The sequence below is a fragment of the Cupriavidus sp. KK10 genome (genome assembly GCF_018223725.1).
GTDB classification, from domain to species: Bacteria; Pseudomonadota; Gammaproteobacteria; order Burkholderiales; family Burkholderiaceae; genus Cupriavidus; species Cupriavidus necator.
In genome coordinates this window covers 1,391,589-1,416,695 of the sequence record NZ_CP073678.1, presented here as the reverse complement: position 1 = coordinate 1,416,695, position 25,107 = coordinate 1,391,589, and the positions used below count along the sequence as shown (strand labels likewise).

The 25,107-nt window shown below is 67.3% G+C and carries 22 protein-coding genes and 2 pseudogenes; 13 read left to right on the top strand and 11 right to left on the bottom strand.

Annotated features, from left to right (window positions below):
• Positions 1–93: 93 nt before the first annotated feature.
• Positions 94–2,394, top strand: coding sequence for a heavy metal translocating P-type ATPase (locus tag KB879_RS37975; RefSeq protein WP_211983019.1), 2,301 nt, complete (start codon positions 94–96; stop codon positions 2,392–2,394).
• A gap of 197 nt (positions 2,395–2,591) precedes the next feature.
• On the opposite strand, the gene KB879_RS37970 is transcribed toward KB879_RS37975, so the two are convergent.
• The gene (locus KB879_RS37970; RefSeq protein WP_249221423.1) at positions 2,592–2,933 is read right to left on the bottom strand and encodes a hypothetical protein; all 342 of its coding nucleotides are present in this window, start codon (positions 2,931–2,933) and stop codon (positions 2,592–2,594) included.
• A gap of 826 nt (positions 2,934–3,759) precedes the next feature.
• On the opposite strand from KB879_RS37970, the gene KB879_RS37965 reads away from it, so the two are divergent.
• The 4 genes and pseudogenes from KB879_RS37965 (at position 3,760) to KB879_RS37950 (ending at position 6,989) form a co-directional block, all read left to right on the top strand.
• The gene (locus KB879_RS37965; RefSeq protein ID WP_211983017.1) at positions 3,760–4,245 is read left to right on the top strand and encodes a lecithin retinol acyltransferase family protein; all 486 of its coding nucleotides are present in this window, start codon (positions 3,760–3,762) and stop codon (positions 4,243–4,245) included.
• Between the two features lie 97 nt (positions 4,246–4,342).
• Positions 4,343–5,872 carry a bifunctional aminoglycoside phosphotransferase/ATP-binding protein gene (locus tag KB879_RS37960; protein WP_211983015.1) on the top strand — a complete coding sequence of 510 codons (1,530 nt, stop codon included), beginning with the start codon at positions 4,343–4,345 and terminating at the stop codon, positions 5,870–5,872.
• Positions 5,873–6,059: 187 nt separating this feature from the next.
• Positions 6,060–6,706, top strand: a pseudogene (locus KB879_RS37955) (nitroreductase family protein).
• A 40-nt stretch (positions 6,707–6,746) separates the two neighbouring features.
• Complete coding sequence (locus KB879_RS37950; RefSeq protein ID WP_153954509.1) at positions 6,747–6,989, top strand: hypothetical protein; 243 nt, start codon at positions 6,747–6,749, stop codon at positions 6,987–6,989.
• 113 nt (positions 6,990–7,102) lie between these two features.
• Here the strand turns inward: KB879_RS37950 and KB879_RS37945 are convergent, their stop codons facing one another.
• The 5 genes from KB879_RS37945 to KB879_RS37925 form a co-directional block, all read right to left on the bottom strand.
• Positions 7,103–7,465, bottom strand: coding sequence for a TraR/DksA C4-type zinc finger protein (locus tag KB879_RS37945; RefSeq protein WP_153954508.1), 363 nt, complete (start codon positions 7,463–7,465; stop codon positions 7,103–7,105).
• Positions 7,462–8,373 carry a ribose-phosphate pyrophosphokinase gene (locus KB879_RS37940; RefSeq protein WP_211983013.1) on the bottom strand — a complete coding sequence of 304 codons (912 nt, stop codon included), beginning with the start codon at positions 8,371–8,373 and terminating at the stop codon, positions 7,462–7,464. Before KB879_RS37940 ends, KB879_RS37945 begins: the two co-directional genes overlap by 4 nt.
• A gap of 44 nt (positions 8,374–8,417) precedes the next feature.
• Complete coding sequence (locus KB879_RS37935) at positions 8,418–8,750, bottom strand: YqjD family protein (RefSeq protein ID WP_153954506.1); 333 nt, start codon at positions 8,748–8,750, stop codon at positions 8,418–8,420.
• Positions 8,751–8,825: 75 nt separating this feature from the next.
• Positions 8,826–9,899, bottom strand: coding sequence for a hypothetical protein (locus KB879_RS40000; protein WP_249221422.1), 1,074 nt, complete (start codon positions 9,897–9,899; stop codon positions 8,826–8,828).
• Positions 9,900–10,106: 207 nt separating this feature from the next.
• Complete coding sequence (locus KB879_RS37925; protein ID WP_249221421.1) at positions 10,107–11,396, bottom strand: helix-hairpin-helix domain-containing protein; 1,290 nt, start codon at positions 11,394–11,396, stop codon at positions 10,107–10,109.
• 16 nt (positions 11,397–11,412) lie between these two features.
• Between KB879_RS37925 and ftsH the strand changes: the two are divergent.
• From ftsH to KB879_RS37905, 4 genes and pseudogenes are all read left to right on the top strand, one after another.
• Positions 11,413–12,866 (top strand): annotated as a pseudogene (gene ftsH, locus KB879_RS37920) (ATP-dependent zinc metalloprotease FtsH); the annotation flags it as partial.
• Between the two features lie 18 nt (positions 12,867–12,884).
• A complete protein-coding gene (locus tag KB879_RS37915; RefSeq protein WP_211983011.1) occupies positions 12,885–14,198 on the top strand; it encodes an erythromycin esterase family protein in 1,314 nt (437 codons plus the stop codon).
• A 113-nt stretch (positions 14,199–14,311) separates the two neighbouring features.
• Positions 14,312–15,949 (top strand): chaperonin GroEL, encoded by a 1,638-nt coding sequence (gene groL / locus KB879_RS37910; protein ID WP_211983009.1) that lies wholly within the window; start codon positions 14,312–14,314, stop codon positions 15,947–15,949.
• A gap of 24 nt (positions 15,950–15,973) precedes the next feature.
• Positions 15,974–17,344 carry a nicotinate phosphoribosyltransferase gene (locus tag KB879_RS37905; protein ID WP_211983007.1) on the top strand — a complete coding sequence of 457 codons (1,371 nt, stop codon included), beginning with the start codon at positions 15,974–15,976 and terminating at the stop codon, positions 17,342–17,344.
• Positions 17,345–17,367: 23 nt separating this feature from the next.
• On the opposite strand, the gene KB879_RS37900 is transcribed toward KB879_RS37905, so the two are convergent.
• The 3 genes from KB879_RS37900 to KB879_RS37890 are packed head-to-tail and all read right to left on the bottom strand — an operon-like array spanning position 17,368 to position 19,314.
• Positions 17,368–18,024, bottom strand: a complete 657-nt coding sequence (locus KB879_RS37900; protein ID WP_153954501.1) for a BON domain-containing protein — start codon at positions 18,022–18,024, stop codon at positions 17,368–17,370.
• A 26-nt stretch (positions 18,025–18,050) separates the two neighbouring features.
• Positions 18,051–18,677, bottom strand: coding sequence for a phosphoribosyltransferase (locus KB879_RS37895; RefSeq protein ID WP_211983005.1), 627 nt, complete (start codon positions 18,675–18,677; stop codon positions 18,051–18,053).
• 31 nt (positions 18,678–18,708) lie between these two features.
• Positions 18,709–19,314, bottom strand: coding sequence for a nitroreductase family protein (locus tag KB879_RS37890; RefSeq protein WP_211983003.1), 606 nt, complete (start codon positions 19,312–19,314; stop codon positions 18,709–18,711).
• Positions 19,315–19,674: 360 nt separating this feature from the next.
• Between KB879_RS37890 and KB879_RS37885 the strand changes: the two genes are divergently transcribed.
• Genes KB879_RS37885 through KB879_RS37875 form a run of 3 tightly spaced genes read left to right on the top strand, consistent with a single transcriptional unit; the run spans position 19,675 to position 22,677 of the window.
• Positions 19,675–20,154, top strand: coding sequence for a hypothetical protein (locus tag KB879_RS37885; protein WP_211983001.1), 480 nt, complete (start codon positions 19,675–19,677; stop codon positions 20,152–20,154).
• Between the two features lie 4 nt (positions 20,155–20,158).
• Positions 20,159–20,905, top strand: coding sequence for an acetoacetyl-CoA reductase (gene phbB, locus KB879_RS37880; RefSeq protein ID WP_211982999.1), 747 nt, complete (start codon positions 20,159–20,161; stop codon positions 20,903–20,905).
• Complete coding sequence (locus KB879_RS37875) at positions 20,902–22,677, top strand: alpha/beta hydrolase (RefSeq protein WP_211982996.1); 1,776 nt, start codon at positions 20,902–20,904, stop codon at positions 22,675–22,677. Before phbB ends, KB879_RS37875 begins: the two co-directional genes overlap by 4 nt.
• 547 nt (positions 22,678–23,224) lie before the next feature.
• On the opposite strand, the gene KB879_RS37870 is transcribed toward KB879_RS37875, so the two are convergent.
• A complete protein-coding gene (locus KB879_RS37870; RefSeq protein WP_153954495.1) occupies positions 23,225–24,064 on the bottom strand; it encodes a universal stress protein in 840 nt (279 codons plus the stop codon).
• 216 nt (positions 24,065–24,280) lie between these two features.
• Between KB879_RS37870 and KB879_RS37865 the strand changes: the two genes are divergently transcribed.
• Complete coding sequence (locus tag KB879_RS37865) at positions 24,281–24,535, top strand: hypothetical protein (RefSeq protein ID WP_211982994.1); 255 nt, start codon at positions 24,281–24,283, stop codon at positions 24,533–24,535.
• 280 nt (positions 24,536–24,815) lie between these two features.
• On the opposite strand, the gene KB879_RS37860 is transcribed toward KB879_RS37865, so the two are convergent.
• The gene (locus tag KB879_RS37860) at positions 24,816–25,094 is read right to left on the bottom strand and encodes a DUF1488 domain-containing protein (protein ID WP_153954493.1); all 279 of its coding nucleotides are present in this window, start codon (positions 25,092–25,094) and stop codon (positions 24,816–24,818) included.
• Positions 25,095–25,107: the final 13 nt, after the last annotated feature.

Sequence of the window (25,107 nt, the reverse complement as noted above, 5' to 3'; positions counted from 1 at the left end):
CGCCGCCGGCGCGGCAGAATCTGCTGTCATCTGAGGGCATCAGCAAGAGTCGGCTCGCAGAGGGCGCGCAGTTACGCGGGGAATCGGGTCGCCATGCACATCGGGTTTCGCAATTTCGACCTCGGCTTGCTGCCAGTTGCGGCCGGCACGCTGGGAACTGGCTTGCTGCTCTTTGCCTTCGGTGCAGCGGTGGCCGCGAGGCTCGCCTGGGCGGCTGGTGCGCTGGTCGTCACCGGCGCGCTGATCGTCGCCATCGTGCAGTCGCTGCGCCGAAAGGAAGCGGGCGTCGATGTCCTGGCGCTGCTGGCGATCGGACTGGCGCTGGCGCTTGGTGAACTCCTCGCGGCTGCCGTGTTGGCCCTGATGATCGAGAGTGGCCGGGCGATTGAGAACTATGCGCAGGCCCGCTCCGAGCGGGAAATGTCCGCCCTGCTCAGCCGCGCCCCGCACTCCGCCAACCGCTTCGAGGACGGCGAATGGCGCGCGGTTTCTCTCGATGTTGTCAATCCGGGGGACCGACTGTTGGTCCGACATGGCGAAGTGGTGCCCGTGGACGGCGCACTGCTGGGCCAGGCGACGCTGGACGAATCTGCCCTCACTGGCGAGTCGCTGCCACGGCCGCGCCTCGCCGGCGAGACCGTGCGCAGCAGTGTGCTGAACGCGGGCGCCCCATTCGAGATAGTGGCAGCGACCACCGCGGCGGACAGCACCTTCGCCGGCATCGCCAGGCTGGTGCGCACCGCCCGCGCGGAGCGCCCGCCCGCGGCGCGGCTGGCCGACCGATATGCACTGTGGCTGGTGCCAGTCACCCTGCTAGTCGCCGGGCTTGCCTGGCTTGCCAGCGGTGAGCTCGCACGGGCGCTGGCGGTGCTGGTGGTCGCCACTCCCTGTCCGCTGATCCTGGCTGTGCCGGTGGCGATCGTGTCCGGGGTGTCGCGTTGCGCCGGGCGCGGCGTGCTAGTCAAGGGCGGCGGCGCGCTTGAGAGGCTGTCGCAGGCGAGCATCCTCTTCTTCGACAAGACCGGGACGCTGACGGGTGGCAGGGCCCGCCTCGCCGCCATCGAAAGCGCGCCCGGATGGCCAGCGCCCGACGTGCTGCGCGTCGCCGCCTCACTGGCGCAGGCCTCCGGCCATGTCGTCGCCGAGGCCATCACGACCGCGGCGCGCGAGCGAGGCTTGGTCCTGGACCTGCCGTCGGGCATGACCGAGACCGCCGGTGCTGGTGTTGCCGGGCGGGTCGGCGAGCACGCGGTGGCGGTGGGATCGCCCGCCTTTGCCGGCGGCAGAGATGCCGGGCCGCCCTGGTGCCAGGCCATGCTGCAACGCGCGGCCTACGAAGGCGCTTCGGTCTCGCTGGTCACGGTCGATGGCGTGCTGGTCGGGGCACTGCAGTTCGTGGACCTGATTCGCATGGACACCCCGCGCGCGTTGCGCTTGCTGCGCAAGGCGGGCATACGGCGGCTGGCCATGCTTACGGGAGACCGGCCCGATGTCGCCGAGACGATAGGCGCGATGCTTGGCGTGAACGAGGTCCATGCCAACTTCACCCCCTCGCAGAAGCTTGCCGCGATCGAGGCGGCGCGCCACGACGGCACCGTCCTAATGGTGGGCGACGGCGTGAACGATGCACCGGCGCTGGCCGCCGCGGACGTCGGCGTGGCCATGGGCGCACGCGGCGCCGCGGCATCGTCGGAAGCCGCGGATATCGTGCTGCTGGTGGACCGGCTTGACCGGCTAGTGGACGCGGTGCGCATTGCCCGCCGGTCGCGCCGGCTGGCCGTGCAAAGCGCCATGGCCGGCATGGGCCTGTCGTTCGTGGCGATGGCGGTCGCCGCGTTCGGCTACCTGCCGCCACTGGCCGGCGCCTTGCTGCAGGAGGTGATCGATGTGCTGGTCATCGCCAATGCGCTGCGCGCCCTGCGTGCCGACCCGTCGGTGCCTGCAGAGCGCCTGTCCACGGCCGACGCTGAGCGCCTGAACCAGGAGCACGCGGCGCTGGCGCCGCTGATGGAGCAGATCCGCAGCCTCGCGGACAGGTTGCCAGCCATGCCTGGTCACGCCGCTGGCATGGAACTGCGCCGCTTGTGCGCTTCCCTCAGCGGGACGCTTTTGCCCCACGAACAGCACGATGACGCGCTGCTCTATCCGCAACTCGCCCGGCTGGTCGGCGGCGATGATCCGCTGGCGGCGATGAGCGCGATGCACCGCGAACTCTTTCGCGTCATCCTGCTCCTGCAGCACATGGTAGACGATTCGCCGCCGGACGGGCCGGACGCATGCCGCATCAGGGAGTACCAGCGGCTGCTCTACGGGCTCGACGCCGTGTTGCGGCTGCACTGCGCACAAGAAGACGAGCTCTTCCATGCGCTGCGCGAAGATGCGCCGACGGAGTGACCGCCCGACGACGTGCGGCGTGCGCCATCTGCGCATCGGCTGATTCGACGCCGGCATCAGCACTGCCAGGGCGCTCGGGCAGCCGCCGATCTGCCGTATAGGTGCAGGATGACGCCATGATGTCTAGCGGCGAGCCGTTGGCCACGAGACACTCACTGACAAGGACGCTGGTGTTTGATTTCGAAGCCGAGAAAGCGTCACAAGGCGGCTGTAACCGCGACGTGGCCGCGATCCTTGCTGCAGAGCAGCCAGTCGTCCCCCAGCGTCGTCACGGGGAGGCGAAACGTCATGTCGAGTGCCTGGTCGTCCACGGCGATATCGCGGGTCTGGACCCAGCCCTGATAACCGACTGCCAGCCGATAAACCCCGTGGGAAGCTGGAGATAGAGCATCGGCCCGGTTGCGGTCGCATGCAATATCGAGCGCCCATCCTGGCTGGCCACGAGGATGGCAGCATCCGGTAGCGGGTCCCCGTCCCGAGGCGGCCACCATGGTCAGACGTACGTTGAAGCGGTTCGCGATGGCGAGCATCGCGTCCATGCCTGCTTCGCTGTCCCCGCCCGACACGTATGACACGCCATAGTGGGCCATTGACTGCAAGTTTGGTTCGACTTGCCCGTAGCGGGACGCACAACCCGTAGCAGCTACGGCAATGACCAGGGACCAGAGCTCGCTAATAAAGCTCCACGTCATCTCCATGTTCGTCCCTCCAACAGCGCATTGAGATGCCAGTTGTAGCGATGGTCATCGGTTACTAAAAAGTAGCGTTCGGTCGGACATAGAGGTTGATACCTGTCAACGATTGCCGAAGTCACCACCCCGAAAGTCACCACCAGTCGGCAGAACGCCGCCTCAGCGGGGCGCATATCGCCCCCCTTTTTGCAAGGATCAAGGCGGCACGCTTGTGCCAGCGCCTGCTCTCGTTGTTAGTGAGGCATCGCGAGCATGGCGCAGCAGCGGCGGCACCTCACATTGCGTTTCGAGCGCCGCAATACGCTGGCTCAAGCAACGGTGCGCGAGACCAAGTGGGGGTGTAGGGGGCATGCTCTGCCTCGCCGCAATGGCTGGTAAATATCGGGTTATACCGCCGCGCCCTTGTCAGATTCCGCTGACAGCCCGGTGCGCACGACGGACAAGCGCCGTCGCGATGGGCGTACAAGCCGCATGGCACCAAGCCGACACGTTTTTCGGACCCGGCTGATTTCGGCATCGCCGGCCGGGAACAATACTGCAGGCATACACGGGGGCACACGGTTATCGGCATCGGCAGCAAGGCATGCAGCACGCCAGGCTGCCGGCGAGAGCAAGAAACCCGGCCCACCGAGGCAGGAGCGACCAGCGCAACAAAGGCAACAAGGGGAAAGCGATGAGCGGCGATCACCAAATCGGACACGCACAGCGCCTTGCGGCAATCGCCGCGGACATTCCCCTTGGCGCGCATCTGACGACGGACCGTCGTGGCTATGTCCACCATGGCATTTATGCCGGCAACGGCGAGGTGGTGCATTATGTCGGATTCAAAGGCTTCCTGCGTTGCGGCCCGGTCGAAAAGACCACACTCGCCGGCTTTTCCGGCGGCTACGGCTTTCGCGTCGAGCCGGCGACGCAAGCGAGGTACGTCGAGGCGGAGATCGTACGGCGCGCGACTGCGCGGCTTGGAGAGGACGATTACCGCCTGCTTACCAACAACTGCGAACATTTCTGCACGTGGTGCCTGTCTGGCGAGAGCCGCAGCGAGCAAGTGGAGGCGCTGCTGAGCCACCCGTGGCGCGCGCTGCTGGCTATCGTGGGCGTACTTTGTAGTGCGGCGGGCATCCTGGGCCAGGATCTGGCCGCACGCGTGACGGCATAGGGCGCCGCGGGGGCGAGTTGGCAGGCAGAGTCTGCGTGCCGAGGCAGCAGTTGAGGTTGACAGTCACAACAGCGGAAGGGAGCCGTCGGCAAGGGACATGGAGAGTCAATGGGACGACGCGGCATTGACGGCCGCCTTGCAACAACCGGACGCCTACCCCCACCCGGCGCCGGCAGTACAGGTCATCGAGACGCATATCTCCCGTGTCTTCCTGGCCGGGGACTTTGCCTACAAGCTGCGCAAGCCGGTGCGGTTCGACTTTGTCGACTTCTCCACGGCGCAGGCACGCCGCGACGACTGTGAGACCGAGTTGCGCCTGAACCGCCGGTTCGCGCCCGCCCTGTACCTGGATGTGGTGCCGGTCATGGCGGGCCCCACGCCCGGCTCGGTGCGCATCGGCGGCAGCGGCATGCCGATCGAGCATGCGGTGCGCATGCAGCGCTTCGACCAGCAAGACCTGCTCAGCGCACGGACCGCTTCGGGCCGGCTGGAGCCGGGCCATATCGATGCGCTGGCGCGCAGCATTGCGGCCTTTCACCAGGCGCAGCCGCCCGCAGCGCCGGCCGATGGCTTTGGCACGCCGGCCCGCATCGATGTGACCCTTGCAGAGTGCCTGGGTGGCATCGGGCGGCTGACACAGGCCTCGCACCTGGCCAGCCGCGTAGCCCTGCGGGCGCGCAGCGAGGCCACCCGGCTAACGGGGGCGTTCTGGGCGCGCCTGCGCAATGGCCATGTGCGCGAGTGCCATGGAGACTTGCATCTGGGCAACATCGTGCTGCTGAACGGCGTGCCGACGCCATTCGACTGCCTGGAGTTCGACGCCGCGCTGCGCTGGACCGACACCATCAGCGACCTAGCCTTCCCCGTCATGGACCTGCTGCACCATGGCCGACCGGCGCTGGCCTACCGGCTGCTCAACGGCTACCTGGAGCAATCGGGAGACTACGGCGCGCTGGCCGTGTTGCCCTTCTATCTCGCAATGCGGGCCCTGGTGCGCGCGCGCGTGCTGCTGGAGCACGCCTGCCAGCAGCACGCCGCGGGCGCGTCCATGGCGCCGGCGCAGGCCGAGGCAGGCAGGCTGCTGGCGCTGGCATGGCGGTGCCTCACCCGCCGTCGCGGGCCGATGGTGGTGATGCATGGGCTGTCCGGCAGCGGCAAGTCCACGGCGGCAGCGCAGATGAGCGAGGCCGGGGCAATGGTACGTGTGCGCTCGGACGCGGTACGCAAGCGCCTGCACGGCGGCATGGCACCGGCGGGGGGCTGGTATGCCGCCAGCGAAACGGCGCGGACCTACCGACGCCTGCTCGCCGTCTGCCGGCTCGGCTGCCGCGCCGGGTTCCCGATGATTGCCGACGCCACCTTCCTGGCCCGCGCCGAGCGCGAGCGCTTTGCGGCCCAGGCCCTCCGCCTTGGCGTGCCCTTCGCCATCGTCACCTGCGAAGCCAGCCCTGAGACGCTGCGCGCCCGCATCGCCGCTCGTGCCCGAGCGGGCCGGGATCTGTCGGATGCCGACGACGGCGTGCTGGCGTGGCAGATATGCATCCAGGAGCCATTGACCGCAGCCGAGCGTGCCTGCGTCGCCTCGCCAGGCAGCTTCATGGGCCGCGCTACGCCCGGCTGCGGCTGACCCCAGAGCCCGGCCGCCATCTAAATCTAAAGCAGCGCCAGCATCGCTTGCTTTCACACCCAGGAACGCCTCATCGACGCTGCTTGACGGAGCGCAACCCATGGCCGGGGGCAGCGCCTACATTCGTCCATACTGGTTCCATGCGCAGAGCGCTGGCGCCGCTCTTTGCAACAAATGTGAGCATCCCATGGACGAACTGAAGCGCATCCCCTACCAGCCCATCAAGGACCTGCTGCCACGCCCCGCCACCGGCACGAGCGAGCGGGTCATCGCCCTGCCACAGCCGGACCGCACCAATGGCCTGCCGCTGATGGGCGCGCTGTGGCAGCGCATGAGCACCCGCGAGTTCGATGAGCAGCCGCTGCCGCTGCAGCAGCTGAGCGAGCTCCTGTGGGCCGCGGCGGGCGTCAACCGCTCCCAGGGCGGCGGCCGCACAGCCCCTTCGCCGCACGGCGAGGCGGTGATCGACGTCTACGCGGCGTTGCCCGCCGGCCTCTACCGCTACGACCCGATCCACCATTGCCTCGCGCTGAAGCGCGCGGCAGACGTGCGCAGCATGACCGGTTATCAGGACTTCGTCGGCATGGCGCCCCTGGACCTGGTCTACGTCGCCAACCATGGCCGGATGCAGGACGTGCCCCCGAAGCTGCGTGAGACCTTCGCTGCCGCCGCAGCAGGCGCCATGGTCCAGAACGTCTACCGCTGGGCGCGGTAGTGCGCGGCTGGCTCAACCGGCGCCTGCTAGCCGAGCATATGTCGCTAAATGAGGACGAGGAACCGATCCTGTCCCAGACCATCGGGCACCCGGCCCCGCGCGGCAGCGCGCCGGTCTAGAGATGGCCGGATCGCCACTACCAGAACAGGAGACACCGACATGATCAAGAACCTCGGCACTGCGGAACAGATCCGCAATGAAATTCTGCGGCGCCTGCAGGAAAACGCCGACCTCGGCGACACCTGCCGCGACTGCGACATCCCGTTGCCGCAGCGTGTCGACGCAGCTGCCAACGGCGGCTGCAACTGGACCATCGACGCCTTCCCCGCAGTCCCGCCCGCATGCCTGGCCACGGTCAAGGCAGTCACGACCGAGATGATGCGCGAGTACGACCTGCGCTAGCCCGTCTGCGCCAGCCTCCCGGCCGCGCTGCCGGGGGGCGACCGTCGTTTCCGCGGTGGCAGCCCGCCAGGCGCTCAGCCGCCCTCAGCGGCCTGCCCGTTATCCTCCAACGGTCACGCATAAAGCTGCTCGTGCCGGCGCTGACATGCGGTACAGCGCTTCGCGGTCGGATATGCTTGCAGGCGCGAGAACGGGATCGGCTGCTGACAATCGATGCAGATACCGTACTGACCGTGCTGCATCCGCGTCCGCGCGGCGGCGATGTCGGCCAGTTGCATGCGATAGTGGTCCAGCATCGCATCGTCCTGCCGCCGCATGATTTCTTCGTCGGCAAGGTCGCCCTCGTCCTGCGCCTCACGCTGCGCCAATGGTGTCATTGGCGTGTCGGCGGAACCAACGGCGGCATGGATGCGCGCCTCGTCCGCGTCAAGCTGCGCCGCCAGCGAGACGGTTTCCTGCGCTGTGAGCTTGCTCATAATGGGTCTCCTGAACCCGCTGGCGCCTGCAGTGCCTGCCGGATGCCAGCTGCCAGGCGCTCTGCCACGGGAATGCGGTTGGATGGGTGCGCAACGGTGTCGCACGTGACAATGTCGGCCGCGACCGCTTGCAGGTCGGCGTAGGCTGCCTCCGCGAACAGCGCGTGGACGCCGACGCAGACCGGCGCCGGGTAGCCGTGTTCGCGCAGCAGCCGCGCCGACGCCAGCATGGTGCGCGCGGTGGAGACCATGTCGTCGACCAGTACCGGCGTACGGCCCGCGGGCGCAGGCAGGCCGCATGCGTCGATACTGACCTCGTGGTCGCCGAAGCGCTGCTTGGCCAGGACAATGCTGTCCGCACCGCAACGGCTCGCGATGTCGTCCACCCACTGCTGGCTCTCCTCGTCCGGGCCGACCAGCAGCGGCGCGCGCACCGCCTGGCCGATCCATGACGCAATGGCCGGAGCGGCATGCACGGCAATCGCCGGCCTGGCGAAGATCTCACCCAGGCAGCCGATTCGATGGAGGTGCGGGTCCACGGTAACGAGCCAGTCGAAGCTATCGCCGAGCAGCGCCGCAAAATGGCGTGCCGACACGATCTCGCCTGTGCGGAAGATCTTGTCCTGGCGCATGTACGCCAGGTATGGTGCCACCAGTCCGACCCGCACGGCACCGCCTTCCCTGGCGGCGGCGGCGAGCCACAGCAGTGGCACCAGCTTGGCATCCGGACGGTCCAGCGTGCACACGATCACGACCTCGCGGCCGGCCGCCGGCTGCAGCAGCCTGACGTAGGACTCGCCGTCGGGAAAGCGGCGAACCTCGGCCTCGCCTGGCAGCCCCGGCAGGCAGGCAGCGATGGCCCCCGCCTGCTGTTCATTGCCGGGCATGGCAATCAAGATCGGGAGCATGCGGGAGTCCTTGCTGGCTGGCATCCAGACATGCCGCGCACCCGCTAGCGGCGGGCAACGGCCAGTGCGACCAGGGCGCCGGCCACGGCCGCAACCGCGGCGACCGAGCCCATGCTTTCCCACGGGTGCGCGTGCACGTAGCGGTCCGTGGTATCGGCCCATTGCGAGACCCGTGCCCGCGCCGCTTGGCGCTGCGCGTCAAGGCGTCCTTGCAGTACGCGCAGGCGCGCAGCCAGCTCCGTGCGCGCCTGGGTTGACTCAACGCCGGCTTCGTCGGCAACATCCCGCAACAATGCCTGCACGTCTGCCAGCAGCGTGTTGGCATCACGGGTCAGCGCCTCCTTGTGCATCGAGAGTTCGGTGCGGATATCGTTCATGTCATTCTCCTTTTCAACGCGTCTTCGCCGTGCGTCGCACGGCACCATGGAAATCCTGTCGTCGCAAACGACTGGCTAGACGACTCGCCCAGGCGGCGCGTGTTGCGCCATCGCTGCAAAATGCTGGCAGAACCACTCGCCGGCGAGCTCGCCGACCTGGTCCAGCGCGTCTGGCTCCTTGAACAGGTGCGTGGCGCCAGGAATCACCCCCAGCCGCTTCTCGCATGACATCCAAGCCATGGCGCGCGCGTTGAGTTTCAGCAGCTCTGGATCCGCTTCCCCCACGATCATCAGCGTCGGCGCCTGCAATCGGCACAGCGCCTCATGGCCGGCCAGGTCGACGCGGCCGCCGCGCGATACCACCGCGTCGATCCGCATGTGCGGGGGCGACTCCGCAGCGGCGCGGATGGCTGCGGCAGCTCCCATGCTCGCGCCGAAGTAGCCGAACCGCAGGTGGCGCTCGAGCGCCAGGTGCGCCACAGATACCGTGGCAGCCTTGAGCCGCTCACTTAGCAGGGCGATGTCGAACCGCTTCGCCATCCCGACGTCCTCGTCGGTCGTCAGCAGGTCAAACAGCAGCGTGCCCAGGCCCATCCGGTTCAGCGTCGAGGCGACCTCGCGGTTGCGCACACTGTGGCGCGAACTGCCGCTGCCATGTGCAAACAGGACCAGGCCGGATGCCGCTTCCGGCAGGGCAAGGTCTCCCGGCAGTTCGATATCGCCAATATGGATTCGCACCTGTTCGGTGGTAATGTGTTCCATGAGGCCTCCCCTTCCCGTCCGTCCCGGTGACCTCGCTACCGCCCCGTGCCAATGCACGTGCAGTTCGGTCTCGGCGTTGCCGTAATCGATCGTGAGCGTTCCCCGGTATGCATGGTGGATGGCGTTGCCGATGTCTCGTGCCAGGTGCAGCCCGGTCGCGGTGATCACCGTGCCCTGTTCTCCCGACTCAATCGCCATCACGCGCTCCATCGGATGCTGTGCCCGCAACTGGACTTCGCGGTGCCGTACCGGCCAGAATCTCGGCCCGATGCGCCGCCTCGAAGGATTCGGGCAACTCGCCAGCGCCGGGGCAGCCGCCGGCTGCTTGTAGCGGTCGGGCACGTGCTCGACGGGGAACGGGTTCCAGCGGACCGGCCGGACCTTCATTGACTGTGCGCGGACTTTCATCTTGATGCCTCTTTAGTCATTGACATGCACGCCGGTTGACGGTCGGTTGCAGCGGCGTCCCTACACCATTCAGCGCCCTGAGACCGGTAGAGCCCGAGGTAGCCCACACCGTTAACGCTATGCGCCTGGGCGGCAATCGACTTGGGCTGGATCAAACAACGGCCAGACATCTGCGGAGGTTGCCGGCTACATGGTCCGCCGCAGCAGGCTGCGCAATACCGGCAACGGGCGGGCGTTGAGCACGTCGGCGGCCTGCAGCCATCCGCGCCGCGCCCGGGCCAGGCCGAAGGACAGGGTCTGGAAGTCGCGCGCGCGATGGGCATCCGAGTTGATGCTCACCAGCACTCCGCTGGCCTTCGCGACATTGTGCGCTTTCGAGCCCGTCAGGTAGACCAGCGCGGCACCGAAGCTCACCGCCGGCACCACCCTGAGGTCCACCTGTATACCGTTCGCCAACACGGTGCTGGCACGGGTCGTGCCGGCCGAGATCACCCGCTGCGTCATTGGATACGCGACGAAGGTGCGGATCACATCTTTCGGTGAGGCCGAAGCCGCCACGATGTCCAGGTCGCCCACGGTGTCTTTGCCGCGCCGATAACTGCCCGCAACGTCCAGCGACTGAGTCGTGGTCTCGCGGCGCAGGTAAGCCAGGAGCTGCTCGGCCGCATGCGTCGCCACTTCCAGATTAAAGCGGCGGTTCCGATCCAGGTGTGCCTGGATCGCCTCCAGCAAGCGCTGCTCGCTGCGCGCCCCGAATCCCGACAGCACGCTGATCCGGTGCTCGCGCGCAGCTCTGGCCAAGTCGTCCAGCGTGGCAACATGCAGCTCACGCTGCAGCACCTGCACGCGGCGCGGCCCCAAGCCGGGCAGCCTCAGCAAGGCCGCCGCCTGGCCGGGCACGGCCTCGCGCAGTTGTGTCAGCACGGTGCAATTGCCGCTTTCCACGATCTCGCGAATCTTCCCGGCCAAGTCGTCGCCAATGCCCGGCAGCGCGGTCAGGTCGACGCCCCGCGCCAGCATGGCGCCTGCGTCTTCGGACAATCCGCTGACAGTGCGGACCACATTGCGGTAGGCGCGAATCCGGAATGGATTGGCGCCCGAGATATCCAGCAGATCAGCGATTTCATTGAAGATCGCGACGATGGCGTCGTTGGTACCCGTAGTCTTGCCGGCCGGCCCTGGCGTAGCGCGGCCATGCCGGCGGGCACCCTTTCCGGCCGCCACGGCGATGTGTTGAGATAGGGCCGTCACGTCGTTCCTCCTGCGCGGGTTGGCATCCCCTGAATTCTGGACGACCGTGCGGCGAGAGGGTTGCGGCACATCAAGGCGCCGTTCGCCGCCGACGGCAGGCTTCTGCAAGGCCGACATCGCGTTGTGACGGTGTCCGTTGATACCGATCAAAGGCCAGCCCCGACCCGCCACTATCGTGGAACCGAGCACAACCCTCACAAGGATCCAAACGATGGCATGGGACACCGGTGTCTACGAAGCTGGGAATGCCGCGGGGGGGCTGATGGAGATCGGCAAGAGTAAGGCCCGGGGCTATCTTCAGCGGGAGACTGGGGTGACCTTCGCCGACGTCGCCGGCATCGACGAAGCCAAGGTGGAGTTGATGGAGGTGGTGGTGGACTTTCTCAAGAACCCGGAGCGCTACCGGCGCTTGGGCGGCAAGATTCCCAAGGGGGTGCTGCTGCTGGGCGCCCCGGGCACCGGCAAGACGCTGCTGGCACGCGCCGTCACCGGCGAGGCCGGGGTGCCGTTCTTCAGCATGAGCGGTGCCGAGTTCGTGGAAATGTTCGTCGGCGTGGGCGCGGCGCGCGTGCGCGACCTGTTCGCGCAGGCCGAACAGAAGGCGCGTGCATCATCTTCATCGACGAACTGGACGCGCTGGGCAAGACCCGTACCCTCAACATGGCCGGCGGCCAGGATGAGCGCGAACAGACGCTCAACCAGTTGCTGGTGCAGATGGGCGGCTTCGACACCAACAAGGGCGTGATCATCATGGCCGCCACCAACCGCCCGGAAATCCTCGACGCCGCGCTGCTGCGGCCCGGCCGCTTTGACCGCCATATCGTGCTGGACCGCCCCGACCTGAAAGGGCGCGAGCAGATCCTTGGTGTGCACGTGCGTCATGTCAAGCTGGCCCCGGAAGTCAATCTCCGAGAACTGGCCGCGCGCACGCCGGGCTTTGCCGGCGCCGACCTCGCCAACCTGGTCAACGAGGCCGCCGTGCTGGCCGCCCGCCACAACAAGCCGGCGGTCGACAACGCAGACTTCAACCTGGCCCTCGACCGCATCGTTGGCGGGCTGGAAAAACGCAACCGGATCATGATCCCGCTGGAAAAGCAGACAATTGCCCACCACGAAGCCGGACATTCGCTGGTCGCCAAATGCTGTCGGCTCGCGGACCGGGACTCGCGCATCTCCATCATTCCGCGCGGCGTTGCGGCGCTCGGCTTTACGCAGCAGACCCCGACCGAAGACCGCTACCTGCTACGCCGCAGCGAGCTGCTGGACCGGCTGGATGTGCTACTGGGCGGGCGCGCGGCGGGACAGATTGTCTTCGGCGACGTCTCCACCGGCGCGCAAAACGACCTGGAACGTGCCACCGACATGGCGCGACAGATGATCACCCAGTTCGGCATGAGCGAATCGCTCGTGCCGTGCTACGAGCGCGCACGCAGCACCCTGCTGCCCTCCGCGGCCGCCCTGTCGCGGCCGGAACGCGAGTACAGCGAGCGCACCGCGCAGGCCATCGACGAGGAGATCCGGCTCACGCTGGACCAGGCCGCCGAGCGGGCACGCCAGACCTTGCTCGGGCAGCGCGCCCGCCTCTACCGGCTGGCGCAACTGCTGCTTGAGAAAGAAGTGGTCGACCGGGCCGCGCTCGACGCCCTGATGCAGGCGGGCGCGACAGCGCCGCAAGACGAACCCGTCATGCAGTAGCCACCCGAGGAGTACCCCATGGCATCTCCGCTTACCCCCTTCCTGGCAGTCCGAGAGGCTGCACAGCGCCTGCAAGGCAATGCCTCCGACTACGATCCGCTGCTCGACATGGCCCACGGCAAGGACTTTGTTTTGCTTGGCGAAGCCACGCACGGCACGGCCGAGTTCTACCGGATGCGGGCGCAGATCACGCAGGCGCTGGTCCGTGGCCAGGGCTTCGATGCCGTCGCCATCGAAGGGGACTGGCCCGACGCCTGGCGTGTCAACCGCTACGTGCAAGGCGAGGGCGACGACAGCGCCGAGCAGGCCCTAAGCGATTTCGAACGCTTCCCGTCCTGGATGTGGCGCAACCGGGAATTCCTGACGTTCATCGAATGGCTGCGCGGCCACAATGCCGGCCTGCCGCCGGAACGGCGGGTCGGTGTCTATGGGCTCGACCTCTACAGCCTGTACCGCTCGGCCGAGGCCGTGATCCGCTACCTTCAGCGCGCCGACCCGGTGCAGGCCGAGACTGCCCGGCAGCACTATGCCGCGCTCGACCATGTGCGTGACCCGGCTGCCTACGGCTACCAGGCCGCCACCGGGCTGCGTGCGCCGGCGCGCGACGGCGCCATCCGCCAGCTGCTGCAGCTGCGCAACGACGAGGCCGCCTATATTTCCCGCAACGGCCTGGCGGCCATGGATTCGCACTACTTTGCCGAGCGCAACGCGACGGTGGTCGTCAATGCGGAAGCCTACTATCGTGAGATGTTCGGCCGCCGCGTCAGCACCTGGAATCTACGCGACGCGCACATGGCGCAAACGCTGTCTTCGCTGGCCACCTACCGGTTGCGTCGCGGCGGCAGCGGGCGCATCGTGGTCTGGGCCCACAACTCCCACCTGGGCGATGCGCGTGCCACGGAATCACAGCTGCGCGGCGAGTGGAACCTGGGGCAGCTGGTGCGCCAGCAGGCCGGCGCGCAGGCGCTGCTGGTCGGCTTTACCACCTACACCGGCCATGTCTGCGCGGCCTCCGAATGGGACGGCGACCCCGAACATAAAGCTGTGGTGCCGGCACTGCACGACAGCTGGGAGGCACTGTTCCACAGCACCGGGCTCGACCGCTTCTTCCTGCCGCTTGGACCGCAGGCCAGCCACCCGCTCTTCGAGGTCATGCTGGAACGCGCCATCGGCGTGCTCTACCTGCCCCGCATGGAGCGTGCCAGCCACTATTTCGATGCCTCGATCGCCGGCCAGTTCGACGCCCTCTTTCACCTGGACGAAACCACCGCGCTGGAGCCGCTGCAGCCCGGGCATCCCGTGCCCGCGCTGGGCAGCGGCCGGCCGGACTGAAGCGCGCCTGCCACAGGCGCCGGGCACCACCGCGGGGCTTGCGTTGCGTCAACGCGCAGGCCGGGATGGCAACTACCGTAAAGCGTGCGAGCCCCACTAATGCGGAGATCATCATGCCTGCCAGAACACTTATCTTCCACCAGGGCGCGCGCCGCATGATGCTGAGCGGCGTGGAACAACTGGCCCACGCGGTCAAGGTGACGCTGGGCCCGGGCGGCCGCAACGTGATCGTGGAGCGGCCCGACATGGTGCCGCTGGTCGCCAATTCCGGCGTGGTCGTGGCGAAGTCGGTGACGCTGGCCAATCCCTTCGCCGACATGGGCGCCCGCCTGCTCTGCGAGGCCGCGGTGCGCACCAGCGAGATCGCCGGCGACGGCACCACGACCGCGACTACGCTGGCCCACGCGATCGTGGCTGAAGGCGTGAAATACGTCGAAGCCGGCCACGACCCCATGCAACTCAAGCGCGGCATCGAGGCCGCCGGCAAGCTGGTCGCTAGCGCCTTGCTGGAATGCGCCCGGCCCTGCGATAGTACCGACGAGATGCGCCAGATCGCCACGATCTCGGCCAGCGGCGACCAGTCCGTCGGCACGCTGGTGGCTCAGGCTGTCGAGCGGGTCGGCAAGGATGGCGCGATCAGCGTGGAGGATGGCTCCAAGCTGGACGACGCACTCGACATCGCCGACGGCGCGCTGATCGATCGCGGCTACCTCTCGCCCTTGTTCGCGACCAACGAGAGCCGTGCCGTCGTGCTGGAATCGCCTCTGGTGCTGCTGTGCGACGCGAACATTGCCGCCATCGCGCAGCTGCTGCCGGTCCTGGAGGCCGTGAGCCACGCTGGCCGGCCCTTGCTGGTCATCGCCAACGATGTGGAGGGCGAGGCGCTGGCCACGCTCGTGGTGAACAACCTGCGCGGCGCGCTGAAGAGCTGCGCGGTCAAGTCGCCGGGTTTCGGCGACTCGCGTACCGAGCAGCTGGGCGACCTGGCCGCGCTGACCGGCGCCACCGTGGTCTCACCGCAGGCAGGCATCTCGCTCGAGCACGTGACGCTGGAACAGCTTGGCGAAGCCCGCCGCGTGGAGGTCAACAAGGACACCACCACCCTGATCGGCTCCGGTGACGAACGCCCGCGTGTGGCCGAGCGCATTGCCGCCCTGCGCCTGCGCCTGGACGAGGTGCGCTCGGACTATGAGCGTGAGGCGCTGCAGCGGCGCCTGGCCCGGCTGGCCGGCGGCGTGGCCGTGATCAAGGTGGGTGCGGCCACGGAGAGCGCGCTGCACGAGCGCAAGAACCGCTTCCAGGATGCTTTGCACGCCACCCGTGCCGCGGTGGACGAAGGCATCGTCGCCGGCGGCGGCGTGGCGCTGCTGCGCGCCCGCGCCGCCCTCGAAGCCTGGCAGGCGCCGAACGCCGAGCAGGCCGCCGGCGGCCACATCGTCCACGCGGCACTGGCTGCGCCGATGCGGCAGATCGCCGCCAACGCCGGTGCAGATGCCGACGCGGTGGTGCACCAAGTGAGCGCCGGTTCGGGCACGCTCGGCTACGACGCCGGCACCGAGCGCTATGGCGACATGATCGAACTCGGCGTGATCGACCCCGTCAAGGTGGTGCGCACCGCCCTGCAAAATGCCGTGTCGATCGCCTCCCTGCTGCTGACGACGGACTGCATGATCGCGATTCAGCGCAGCCCCGCCGGCCAGGGCGATGCCGGCACGCGCCCGGGGTCGTCGATGTTCGGCGAAGACTACTGAGCAACGCTGCCTGCGTGACCCGCCATGACTACCCTCGATTGCGAAAGCCCGCTGCTGACCGACCTGTACGAGTTCACCATGATGCAGGCGTACTTCGACAGCGGCATGAACGCTATCGCCAGCTTCGAGTTCTTCGTCCGAAAACTGCCGCCGGGCAGGAACTTCCTGCTGGCGGCAGGGCTGGAACAGGTGCTCGCCTACCTGGAACGGCTGCGCTTCAGCGAGGACGACGTTGACCAGCTGGCGTCGACCGGGCATTTCAGCCCGGCATTCCTGCAATCGCTCATGCCCTTCCGCTTCAGCGGGGATGTCCAGGCCATGCCGGAGGGCACGGTGTTCTTCCCAGACGAGCCCATCCTGCGCATCACCGCGCCAATCCAGCAGGCCCAGCTGGTCGAAAGCCGGGTCATGAACCTGCTGCACTACGAGACCATCGTGGCCAGCAAGGCGGCGCGCGTGGTGCTGGCGGGGGCGGGGCGCATGCTGGTCGACTTTGGCCTGCGCCGCGCGCACGGCGCCGAAGCCGGCTTGCTGTCGGCCCGCGCCAGCTATCTGGCGGGGTTCACTGGCACCGCGACACTGCTGGCCGGCGTGCGCTTCGCCATCCCGTCCTACGGCACCATGGCGCATTCCTATGTGCAGGCGCACTTGGACGAGGGCGAGGCCTTCGCGTCGTTCGCGCGCTCACAGCCGGAAAATGCCACGCTGCTGATCGACACCTACGACACCGAGACCGCCGCGCAGAAGGTGGCAGTACTGGCCGCGATGCTGCGCGCCAGTGGGATCGCCGTCAAAGCGGTGCGCATCGACAGCGGCGACCTCGGCGAGCATGCGCGCCGGGTGCGCGCCATCCTCGACGGCGCCGGCCTGCAGTCGATCGGCATCTTTGCCAGCGGCAACCTGGATGAGTATCGCGTCCGCGACCTGGTCGCAGCGGGCGCGCCCATCGACGGTTTCGGGGTCGGCACGCGCATGAACACCTCGGCCGACGCCCCGTATCTAGACTGCGCGTACAAGCTGACCGAGTATGCAGGCCTGCCGCGGCGCAAGCGCTCGGAAGGCAAGGCCACCTGGCCTGGCCGCAAGCAGTCCTACCGTCGTTACGGCGCCGACGGCACCATGCTCGACGATACGCTGACAATCGAGGGTGATGCCTGTGACGGGCTGCCGCTGATGCAGCCTAGCATGGCGCGTGGCCGGCGTGTGGCGCCAGAGGTGCCGCTGCTCACCAGCCGGGCCTATGCCGCACAGCAACTCGCCGCGCTGCCCGCCGCCCTGCAAGCGCTGGAGCCGTCGGCACCCTATCCGGTCACCGTCAGCACTACCCTGCAGGACCTGGCGCGCGCTGCCGATGCGCTGACCGCGCAGGCCAGCCCGACAGCGGCGCCCCGGTAGTGCGGCAAGGGCGAATGCCTGAGCTAGCCGGGCCTGACTTCGATCTGGTTGACGACCGCGCTGACACCCGGTGCAGACCAGGCCGCTTCGAATGCCGCCTCGCGCTCGGCCAGCGTGCGCAGAGTGCCGGTCAGCGTCACCGCGCTATCCCTCACCGTCACGGTTACCTGGTCGGCGTCGCTGGCAGCCTGGCGCGCGATGGCCGCCTGGATCCGTGCCGCCACGTCCTGCTTGTCGGCACGAGGCCGGATGGCGAGCGCATTGGTGACCCCGACCACGCCGAACAGTCCGGCCACGGCGTGCTCGGCGCCGGTGCGCTGGTAGTACCAGTCGACATCGCCGCTAAGGGTCACCACGCCGTGTTCGACCAGGATCCGGATACGGTCGGCCGGCACCATCGAATTCCAGGACAGCACGTTGGCCGCGGCCCGGGCAATGTCGGCATCGGTGCGGCGCGCATCGTCGGGCAGGTGGACGTCCAGTTCCACGGCCAGCGCCCGCACCCCGGGAATGCGCCTGACCGCCGCTTCTGCCGAGTACTTCTCGGCAAAGGTTCCAAGGTGCCCCGTCAGCGTGACGACGCCGTCCTGGACCTGGACCCCGATCTCGTTGCCATGGACCGCCGGATCCCAGATCAGCGCCTCGGTCACGTCTTGCTGCAGCTGCCTGTCGCCCTTCATGGGTGCCTCCTCGCGTGTGCGTGTCTTTACCGCCCTTTCAGGCAAGCCACGACCTCCGCATCCTCGACCTGCGAGAAGTCGCGGTAGAACTCCCCCACTGCCCGGAAGCCGGCCGGCGTCTCCAGGCACACCACCTCGTCGGCATAGGGCTGCAACAGTTCCAGCGTCCGCGGCGGCGCCACCGGCACCGCGCAGACGAGCCGCGCGGGCTTCTGCTCGCGGATGGCGTGCAGCGCGGCGATCATCGAGGCCCCGGTCGCCAGGCCGTCGTCCACAATGATGACCTGTCGACCGGTGGCGCGGACCGGTTCCCGGCCCGGCGTGTAGGCGGCGCGGCGCCGCCGCAGCGTCGCAAGCTGGGCCGCGCGCTCGCGGTCGATGTATTCGCTGTCGGCGCCTGCCGCGGCGGCATAGGGTGTGAGATAGGTCCAGCCGCTCTCGTCTACGGCGCCGATGGCGAACTCCGGGTTGCCCGGTGCGCCGAGTTTGCGCACGAGCACGACGTCAAGGTCCGCGCCGAGCGCATCGGCAATGATGGCGCCCATCGGCACTGCACCGCGGGGAACGGCCAGCACCAGCGGCCGTTTTCCTGCGTGGCCGGAAAGCGCACGCGCCAGTTGTGCGGCCGCATCGGCCCTGTCAATGAATGGCATGGTCCCCTCCTTTGGCTGCCTGGGTGGCGGCTTACGCCGGATAGCCCACGCTCTGGGCCAGGATCACGCGCTGGTCGGGCTCCAGCCGCATGGCGGCGGCCAGCGCGCGGCGGTCCAGCAGGCCACGCGCCACCGTGGCCAGGCCGGACGCGGCGCAGAAGAGGTAGACGTTCTGGCTGATATATCCCGTATCCAGCGCGGTATAGAACTGGCGCAGCGGCTTGTCGGTCTCGTCGAGCCTGGAGAGCCGGCTCACGTAGACGAGGTTCAATGGCGCCTCGGCAACATAGTCCTGCAGGCCGGTCGCCGCGCGCAGGTCTTCGCCGATGACCAGCCGAAGGCGCCAGTCCGCCGGTTCAAGCACGTACAGTCCGTCGCGCAGCGCCGCGTACAGGTCGATTTCCTGCCAGTTGCGGGTCGAGGGCGCGGTGCGCAGGCCGGTGCTCGGGCGGTTGACGCCGAAAGCCGCCCACAGCAGGGACGACAGCAGCGTGTCATCCAGGTTCCGCGGGGCAAAGTGTCGGGTCGAGCGGCGCTGCAGCAGCGCCGTCAGCAGCGGCATGCCACCTTCGGTCTGCGGTGGCGGCAGCTTCAGGTATTCCACGCCGGCTTCGGATAAAACGATGGGATGTGTCACGTCGTGCTCCAGATCGATGGGGTCGGCAACGCCCCCCTGGGATTACCGTAGGCGGCAAGCCGGCCCTGCCATTTGGGATGGATCAAAGGAAAGCCCGTTTGCTCGCGGCGTGTAGCAGAACAGCTCGGTCCCGGCTCCTGATCAGCCTTGCCTCTCCGGGTGTCCGGCCACAATGCGCAGGCCGCCGGCCATGCGACCCCTGCGCTCTGACGAACGCAGGCGCGGCTTGGCCATGCCGCGCCGCCCGACGCATTGCGCACTCCTTGCGATACGTCAAGCCCCTCCAAGGTTGCCCTCCTAGACTTATCCAGACCTGCGCGCCCCGGGGCAGGCCAGCCGCTTGACTATAGGAGTTCCTCCATGCCAGACCAGACCGATCCCGCCTTCGAACTCGCGCGCTGCGCCGAGCAGTCCGCCCTGCGCATATGGCTGCGCTGGGAAGAATCGCGCCAGATGCTGCTCAGGCTCCGCCTCAAGGCCCTGGACGAGGACATCAAAGGCACCCGGCAGGCGCTCGCCCGCGTCAACGATGCGCCCGACTGGAACGCCTTCAATGGCCTGCCCGCTCAGATTCTGGCCGCGCAGGTCGAGCGCAACGCCGCACATGCACGCGACTTTGGCAGCCTTTACATAGAAATGGCCTCGGCCTTCATGGAGCACCTGCGCGAGTCGACCGAAGCCTGGCACGACTATCAGCAGAAGGTCATGGTGGAGGGAGGCGGCTACTCGCCCTTTGCGGAATCGGCGCGCGAGATGTTCGACAACGTCGGCCGCCTGATGGCCGTCCCTACCCCAGGCGCGAAGGCCCCGGCGCGCCCCGCCGGCGCGTCACGGAGCTGACGAGATGGCCGGACAACGCATTGCCCTGGTAACGGGAGGCATGGGCGGCCTCGGCGAAGCAATTGCCGTGCGGCTGCTGGCTGACGGCGTGCGCGTCGTGGTGACGCACTCCGTACACAATGACCACGTGACCCAGTGGCTTGGCGCACAACGCTCCGCCGGCCGCGAATTCACGGCGTTCCCGGTCGACGTGACGGACTTCGCGTCCTGCCAGCACTGCGTGTCGCAAGTGCGCAGCGAGCTCGGCGACGTCGATATTCTGATCAACAATGCCGGGGTCACGCGCGACCGGACCCTGCGCAAGATGGATAAGGCTGACTGGGACTTCGTGCTGCGCACGGACCTCGACTCGCTCTTTCATATGACGCGGCCGCTGGTTGAGCCGATGGTGGCGCGTGGTTGGGGCCGCATCGTCAATATCTCGTCGGTCAATGCCTCGCGGGGCGCCTTTGGCCAGACCAACTATGCCGCCGCCAAGGCGGGGGTACATGGCTTCACCAAGGCGCTGGCGCTGGAACTCGCGCGCAAAGGCATCACCGTCAACACCGTTTCGCCGGGCTACCTGGATACGCACATGGTGACGGACATGCCCGCCGAGATCCTCGAGCGGGACGTGTTGCCGACCATCCCGGTCGGCCGGCTAGGCAAGCCGGCCGAGGTCGCGGCGCTGATCTCTTACCTGTGCAGCGACGACGGGGCCTTCGTCACTGGCGCGAATTTTGCCATCAACGGCGGGCAACACCTGCAATGAGGATCGACGACAGGACGTCACCGCCCAGCCTGTCGGCCATGCCGGAATGCGCGCCGCAGCCCGCCATACCGGCGCAAGTCTGGTTGGACAAGCAGATCCGCGCCGGCCTGGCCCGCGCCACCGGGGGCCTGTCGGTGATCTCGGCAAGCCTGGCCGGGCTCGACTGGGCGCTGCAGCTCGGCATCTCCCCGGCAAAGATCGTGCAGGCCTGGCAAGTGTGGCTGCAACACAGCATCGAAGATTCGCCACGGCTGTCGCCGACCGCGGCCGAGCCCCCGTCCGTTGACGTCAGCGATCAGCGCTTTGCCGATGCCGGCTGGCAGGACTGGCCTTATCGTTGCTGGCGCGATGCGTTCATGCGCAACGAGGCCTTCTGGGAGTCGCTGACGCAGGATATCGACGGCCTGTCGCGCCATCACCAGCACATCGTCGCCTTCTGTGCCCGGCAATGGCTTGACCTGCTCGCACCCGGTAATGTTTGGTGGATGAGTCCGACGATTGCCAGGACCGCCTCGAGCACCTTCGGCGCCAACTTCCTGCAAGGCGCCCATCACTGGCTGCAGGACGCCAGTGAGCTGCTGTCAAAGGTGCCTGGACTGCCTGCGGGGCGCCCCGCGCTGGAATTTCTACCCGGGCGCGACGTGGCGTGCACGCCTGGCAAGGTGGTGTTCCGCAACGCGTTGATCGAACTGATCGAGTATGCGCCCGCACCCGGCACCGATACGGTTTGGCGCGAGCCGGTCCTGATCGTGCCGTCCTGGATCATGCGGTATTACATCCTCGACCTGAAGCCCGAGAATTCGCTGGTGCGCTACCTGGTCGAGAGCGGCCATACCGTGTTCATGATCTCATGGAAGGACCCGGACGCCTCGGCCCGCGACTTCGGGCTTGACACCTACCTGGAGGCCGGGCTTCTGACTGCGCTCGACACCGTGCACGCGCGCTGCGACGGCGCGCACATCCACGCCGCCGGGTATTGCCTGGGCGGCACCCTGCTTGCCACGGGTGCCGCCATGCTGGCCCGCGACGCGGCCGGCGGGCCACTGGCCAGCATGACGCTCTTTGCGGCCGAAACCGATTTCCATGATCCGGGCGAACTGGGCCTGTTCATCGACAAGAGCTCGCTCGCCACGCTCGACGCCCTCATGTGGAGTCAGGGATATCTGAACGGGCCGCAGATGAAGTCTGCCTTTCAGATGCTGAACGCCCAGGACCTGATCTGGTCGCGCGTAATGAGCGAGTACCTGCTCGGCCAACGTTTGCGCGCCAACGATCTGGTCTCTTGGAACCGCGACACCACGCGACTGCCTTACCGCCTGCATTCGGAATGCCTGCACAAGCTGTTCCTGGGCAACGAGCTGGCCACCGGCAAGCTATGCGTTGGCGGACAGCCTGTCGCCCTGTCGGACCTCGACCTCCCGCTCTTCGTGGTAGGCACCGAACACGACCACGTCTCGCCCTGGCGATCCGTGTACAAGCTCCACTTGCTGACCCGGGCCGAACTGACCTTCTTGCTGACTTCGGGCGGCCACAACGCAGGTATCGTGTCGGAGCCGGGCCACCCGGGCCGGCGCTACCATGTGCATACGCGAATGCGCGCCGCGCCCTACCTGAGCCCGGAGCAGTTCCTCAGCGTGGCTGTGTACCGCGACGGTTCCTGGTGGCCGGCGTGGCATGACTGGCTAGTGGCCCACTCGACCGGATCCTGCACGCGACAGGCGCCGGCCCAGGGGCTCGCGGACGCTCCTGGTGCCTACGTTCTGGAACCCTAGAAAGGGGCTTGTTCGCAGCGCTGTGCCTTACACATTGGGAAAAGGCAAACTACCGGTGAAAGACATGCCGGCGGACAGATTCTAGTCAACTCTCAATGGGCCGAAAGGTATGTCGGGAAGACGGAACCTGAACGCCTAGGGCACGAGAACTGCGCACCCACCAGCGCGGGCGGCAATCAGTGCATCGCCGCCCGTACGCAAATGCTCGCGTGGAAAAAATCCTCGGCAGAAAAGCCAGCCCTAATCGCGCGAGCCTGCCAGACAGCATAAGTTCTACCTTGGACCTCGATGTACCGCTTACGGATAGCCGGCTCGAACGGAAACATGCCGTCTGACACGGGAAATACCGGTCGACGCCTAAGGAACTCGTTCCAGAAACCCTGCGCAAGCTGGCGGAGTGTTCGGCTGCCATTATTCATCGTATCTCATCAAGCGACCCCGCTATCAGTGTTGATAGGTAATCGGCCGACCTCCCTCGGCATCCCGCTCTGTCGCAGCCGCCGCACCGCACCTCCTTTCATCGCATCGCCGAGGCACTATGGCAAAATCAGTGCGACATCAGTACCGGCACTGTCATCGACTCGAGCAGCGTGCGGGTAACACCGCCAAGGACCAGCTCGTGCACCCGACTGTGGCCGTAGGCCCCCATGACGATCAGGTCAGCATTTCGGTCCGCGGCGTGTGAGAGCAACATCTGGCCGGTGTCATCGCCGCCCCCCGCCGCAAAAGTGCACAGCTGCACTGCCACGCCATGCCGAGCCAGCCAGTCCACCGCATACTGAGGCGGCGACACCCATGGCCCTTTCAGAACGCCTGAGGGCGTCCACGAGACCACTTCCACGGTGTCTGCGCGCTGCAGAAGCGGGAGCGCATCGCGGATGGCCCGCGCCGACTCGCGGCTGCCGTTCCACGCCACCATGATGTTCTTTCCAACGTGCGGGAACCGGCCTGCATACGGCACCACCAGCACCGGCCGCCCGCATTGCAGCACGATGGATTCAACAAAGCCACGCTCGGCGTAGGCGGCATCATCAGTGGGATCGTGCTGTCCAAGGATGACAAGATCCGCCCGATGTGCCTCTGCCTGGACCGTCGCCGCCGTGGCCCAGTCCGGCGCACGCCATTCCGTAGTGACGGCGACCTCGTCCGTCGCGCCCATCAGGGCATGGCGGGCCCGCTCGCCGACCTGATGCTGCCATTCGTCGTAAGAGGCGAGATAGCGGTCACCGTCCACCAGGTAGCGCACGGCGGTGGGATCGGGCTTGCCGACTGCAAGCAGGCCGACCAGCGTGGATTGGAACTCCAGCGCCAACTGGGTGGCGAGGTTCAGCCGGTCGTACACACGGCGGCTGGAATCGAGATGAACCAGGATCGTTGCGTATTCCATGGATTGTCTCCATCAGGCAGCCCCGAACGGGGCTTGCTTAAGCCTATGTCGCCACTTGGCCCAGGATTTGTCGTGCATCAAGCCGCCTTCCTGTCCGCGCCACAGTCGGTACCGGTGGCACCACTACCGCTCTGGTTCGCGCCACTATGATTCCCATAGAGCGAGCGCCGGTGCGTTTGGAATGCGCCCCGGTGGCAAACCTCGCAGGAGACTCACATGCATGAAACGAAGCGGTCGTACAAGGGATTCCATATCGTGCTGTTCGTCCCCGACGCCACCGCGCCAGGCAAGCCCAGCGGCGGCGTCCTTTTCACAGCCCCGGACAGAAGCATCGGCGTTCGCTTTACGCCAGATTGGCGCGCCCTGCGGGGTAGCGTGCAACAGGCTGAAGAGTGGTTCTTCGCCTACGCAGCGGGAGTCGTCGATTGCGAACTGGTCGGCGGCTTCGGCATTGACTTGCGCTACGACTGAGCGGCGCGGCCAACCGAGCATGAGAGGCCATTGCCCGGAACACCAGGTACGGGTTGCCCCAGGTCGCCTGACGCCAGCGCGATCGTGCGTGGCTTCGGCGGCCGCAGCGGGTCCGGTACGGCGGTACACGCTGCGCATAGCGGCACCAACGCGCAGGCGGCAAGCCTGCGCCATCCTGGCGGTATTGTCGGGGTGCATGACTGCAAGCGATTCTTCATGGGTAGCTCCCTGTGGGGCGCGCACCGCCCCAGGGCGGCTGCCGCCGGCCACGACGTGCGCTTCACACCGCGAAGCGAAAATGGCCGCTGTGCAGCACGATGTGCCGCGCACCCGTCATCTCGAACAGGGCTCCCGCGACGCGTTCAATGTCCTGGCGGTTGCTGATGAATGCCGGCAGCAAATCTTCACTGCGGTACGAGCGTGCGCCGAAATGATCCTCAAGCGCCTCGGCAGTGATTTCATAGGTCGCGGGCGACCCGTCCACCTTCGCGGTGCACTGCAGGCTGGGACCTGTCGGGCAGTAATCCGGCATCTCGCCGGCAAAGTCGATCTTATGCATAGCTGTCTGGCGT

Coding starts and splice junctions, on each gene's coding strand:
- KB879_RS37970 (WP_249221423.1), bottom strand. CDS start 2,933: ATGGACGCGATGCTCGCCATCGCGAACCGCTTCAACGTACGTCTGACC.
- KB879_RS37950 (WP_153954509.1), top strand. CDS start 6,747: ATGATCAAGAACCTCGGCACTGCGGAACAGATCCGCAATGAAATTCTG.
- KB879_RS37965 (WP_211983017.1), top strand. CDS start 3,760: ATGAGCGGCGATCACCAAATCGGACACGCACAGCGCCTTGCGGCAATC.
- KB879_RS37885 (WP_211983001.1), top strand. CDS start 19,675: ATGCCAGACCAGACCGATCCCGCCTTCGAACTCGCGCGCTGCGCCGAG.
- KB879_RS37870 (WP_153954495.1), bottom strand. CDS start 24,064: ATGGAATACGCAACGATCCTGGTTCATCTCGATTCCAGCCGCCGTGTG.
- phbB (WP_211982999.1), top strand. CDS start 20,159: ATGGCCGGACAACGCATTGCCCTGGTAACGGGAGGCATGGGCGGCCTC.
- KB879_RS37975 (WP_211983019.1), top strand. CDS start 94: ATGCACATCGGGTTTCGCAATTTCGACCTCGGCTTGCTGCCAGTTGCG.
- KB879_RS37875 (WP_211982996.1), top strand. CDS start 20,902: ATGAGGATCGACGACAGGACGTCACCGCCCAGCCTGTCGGCCATGCCG.
- KB879_RS37935 (WP_153954506.1), bottom strand. CDS start 8,750: ATGAACGATATCCGCACCGAACTCTCGATGCACAAGGAGGCGCTGACC.
- KB879_RS37895 (WP_211983005.1), bottom strand. CDS start 18,677: ATGCCATTCATTGACAGGGCCGATGCGGCCGCACAACTGGCGCGTGCG.
- KB879_RS37945 (WP_153954508.1), bottom strand. CDS start 7,465: ATGAGCAAGCTCACAGCGCAGGAAACCGTCTCGCTGGCGGCGCAGCTT.
- KB879_RS40000 (WP_249221422.1), bottom strand. CDS start 9,899: ATGAAGGTCCGGCCGGTCCGCTGGAACCCGTTCCCCGTCGAGCACGTG.
- KB879_RS37865 (WP_211982994.1), top strand. CDS start 24,281: ATGCATGAAACGAAGCGGTCGTACAAGGGATTCCATATCGTGCTGTTC.
- KB879_RS37905 (WP_211983007.1), top strand. CDS start 15,974: ATGACTACCCTCGATTGCGAAAGCCCGCTGCTGACCGACCTGTACGAG.
- KB879_RS37860 (WP_153954493.1), bottom strand. CDS start 25,094: ATGCATAAGATCGACTTTGCCGGCGAGATGCCGGATTACTGCCCGACA.
- groL (WP_211983009.1), top strand. CDS start 14,312: ATGCCTGCCAGAACACTTATCTTCCACCAGGGCGCGCGCCGCATGATG.
- KB879_RS37940 (WP_211983013.1), bottom strand. CDS start 8,373: ATGCTCCCGATCTTGATTGCCATGCCCGGCAATGAACAGCAGGCGGGG.
- KB879_RS37960 (WP_211983015.1), top strand. CDS start 4,343: ATGGAGAGTCAATGGGACGACGCGGCATTGACGGCCGCCTTGCAACAA.
- KB879_RS37900 (WP_153954501.1), bottom strand. CDS start 18,024: ATGAAGGGCGACAGGCAGCTGCAGCAAGACGTGACCGAGGCGCTGATC.
- KB879_RS37915 (WP_211983011.1), top strand. CDS start 12,885: ATGGCATCTCCGCTTACCCCCTTCCTGGCAGTCCGAGAGGCTGCACAG.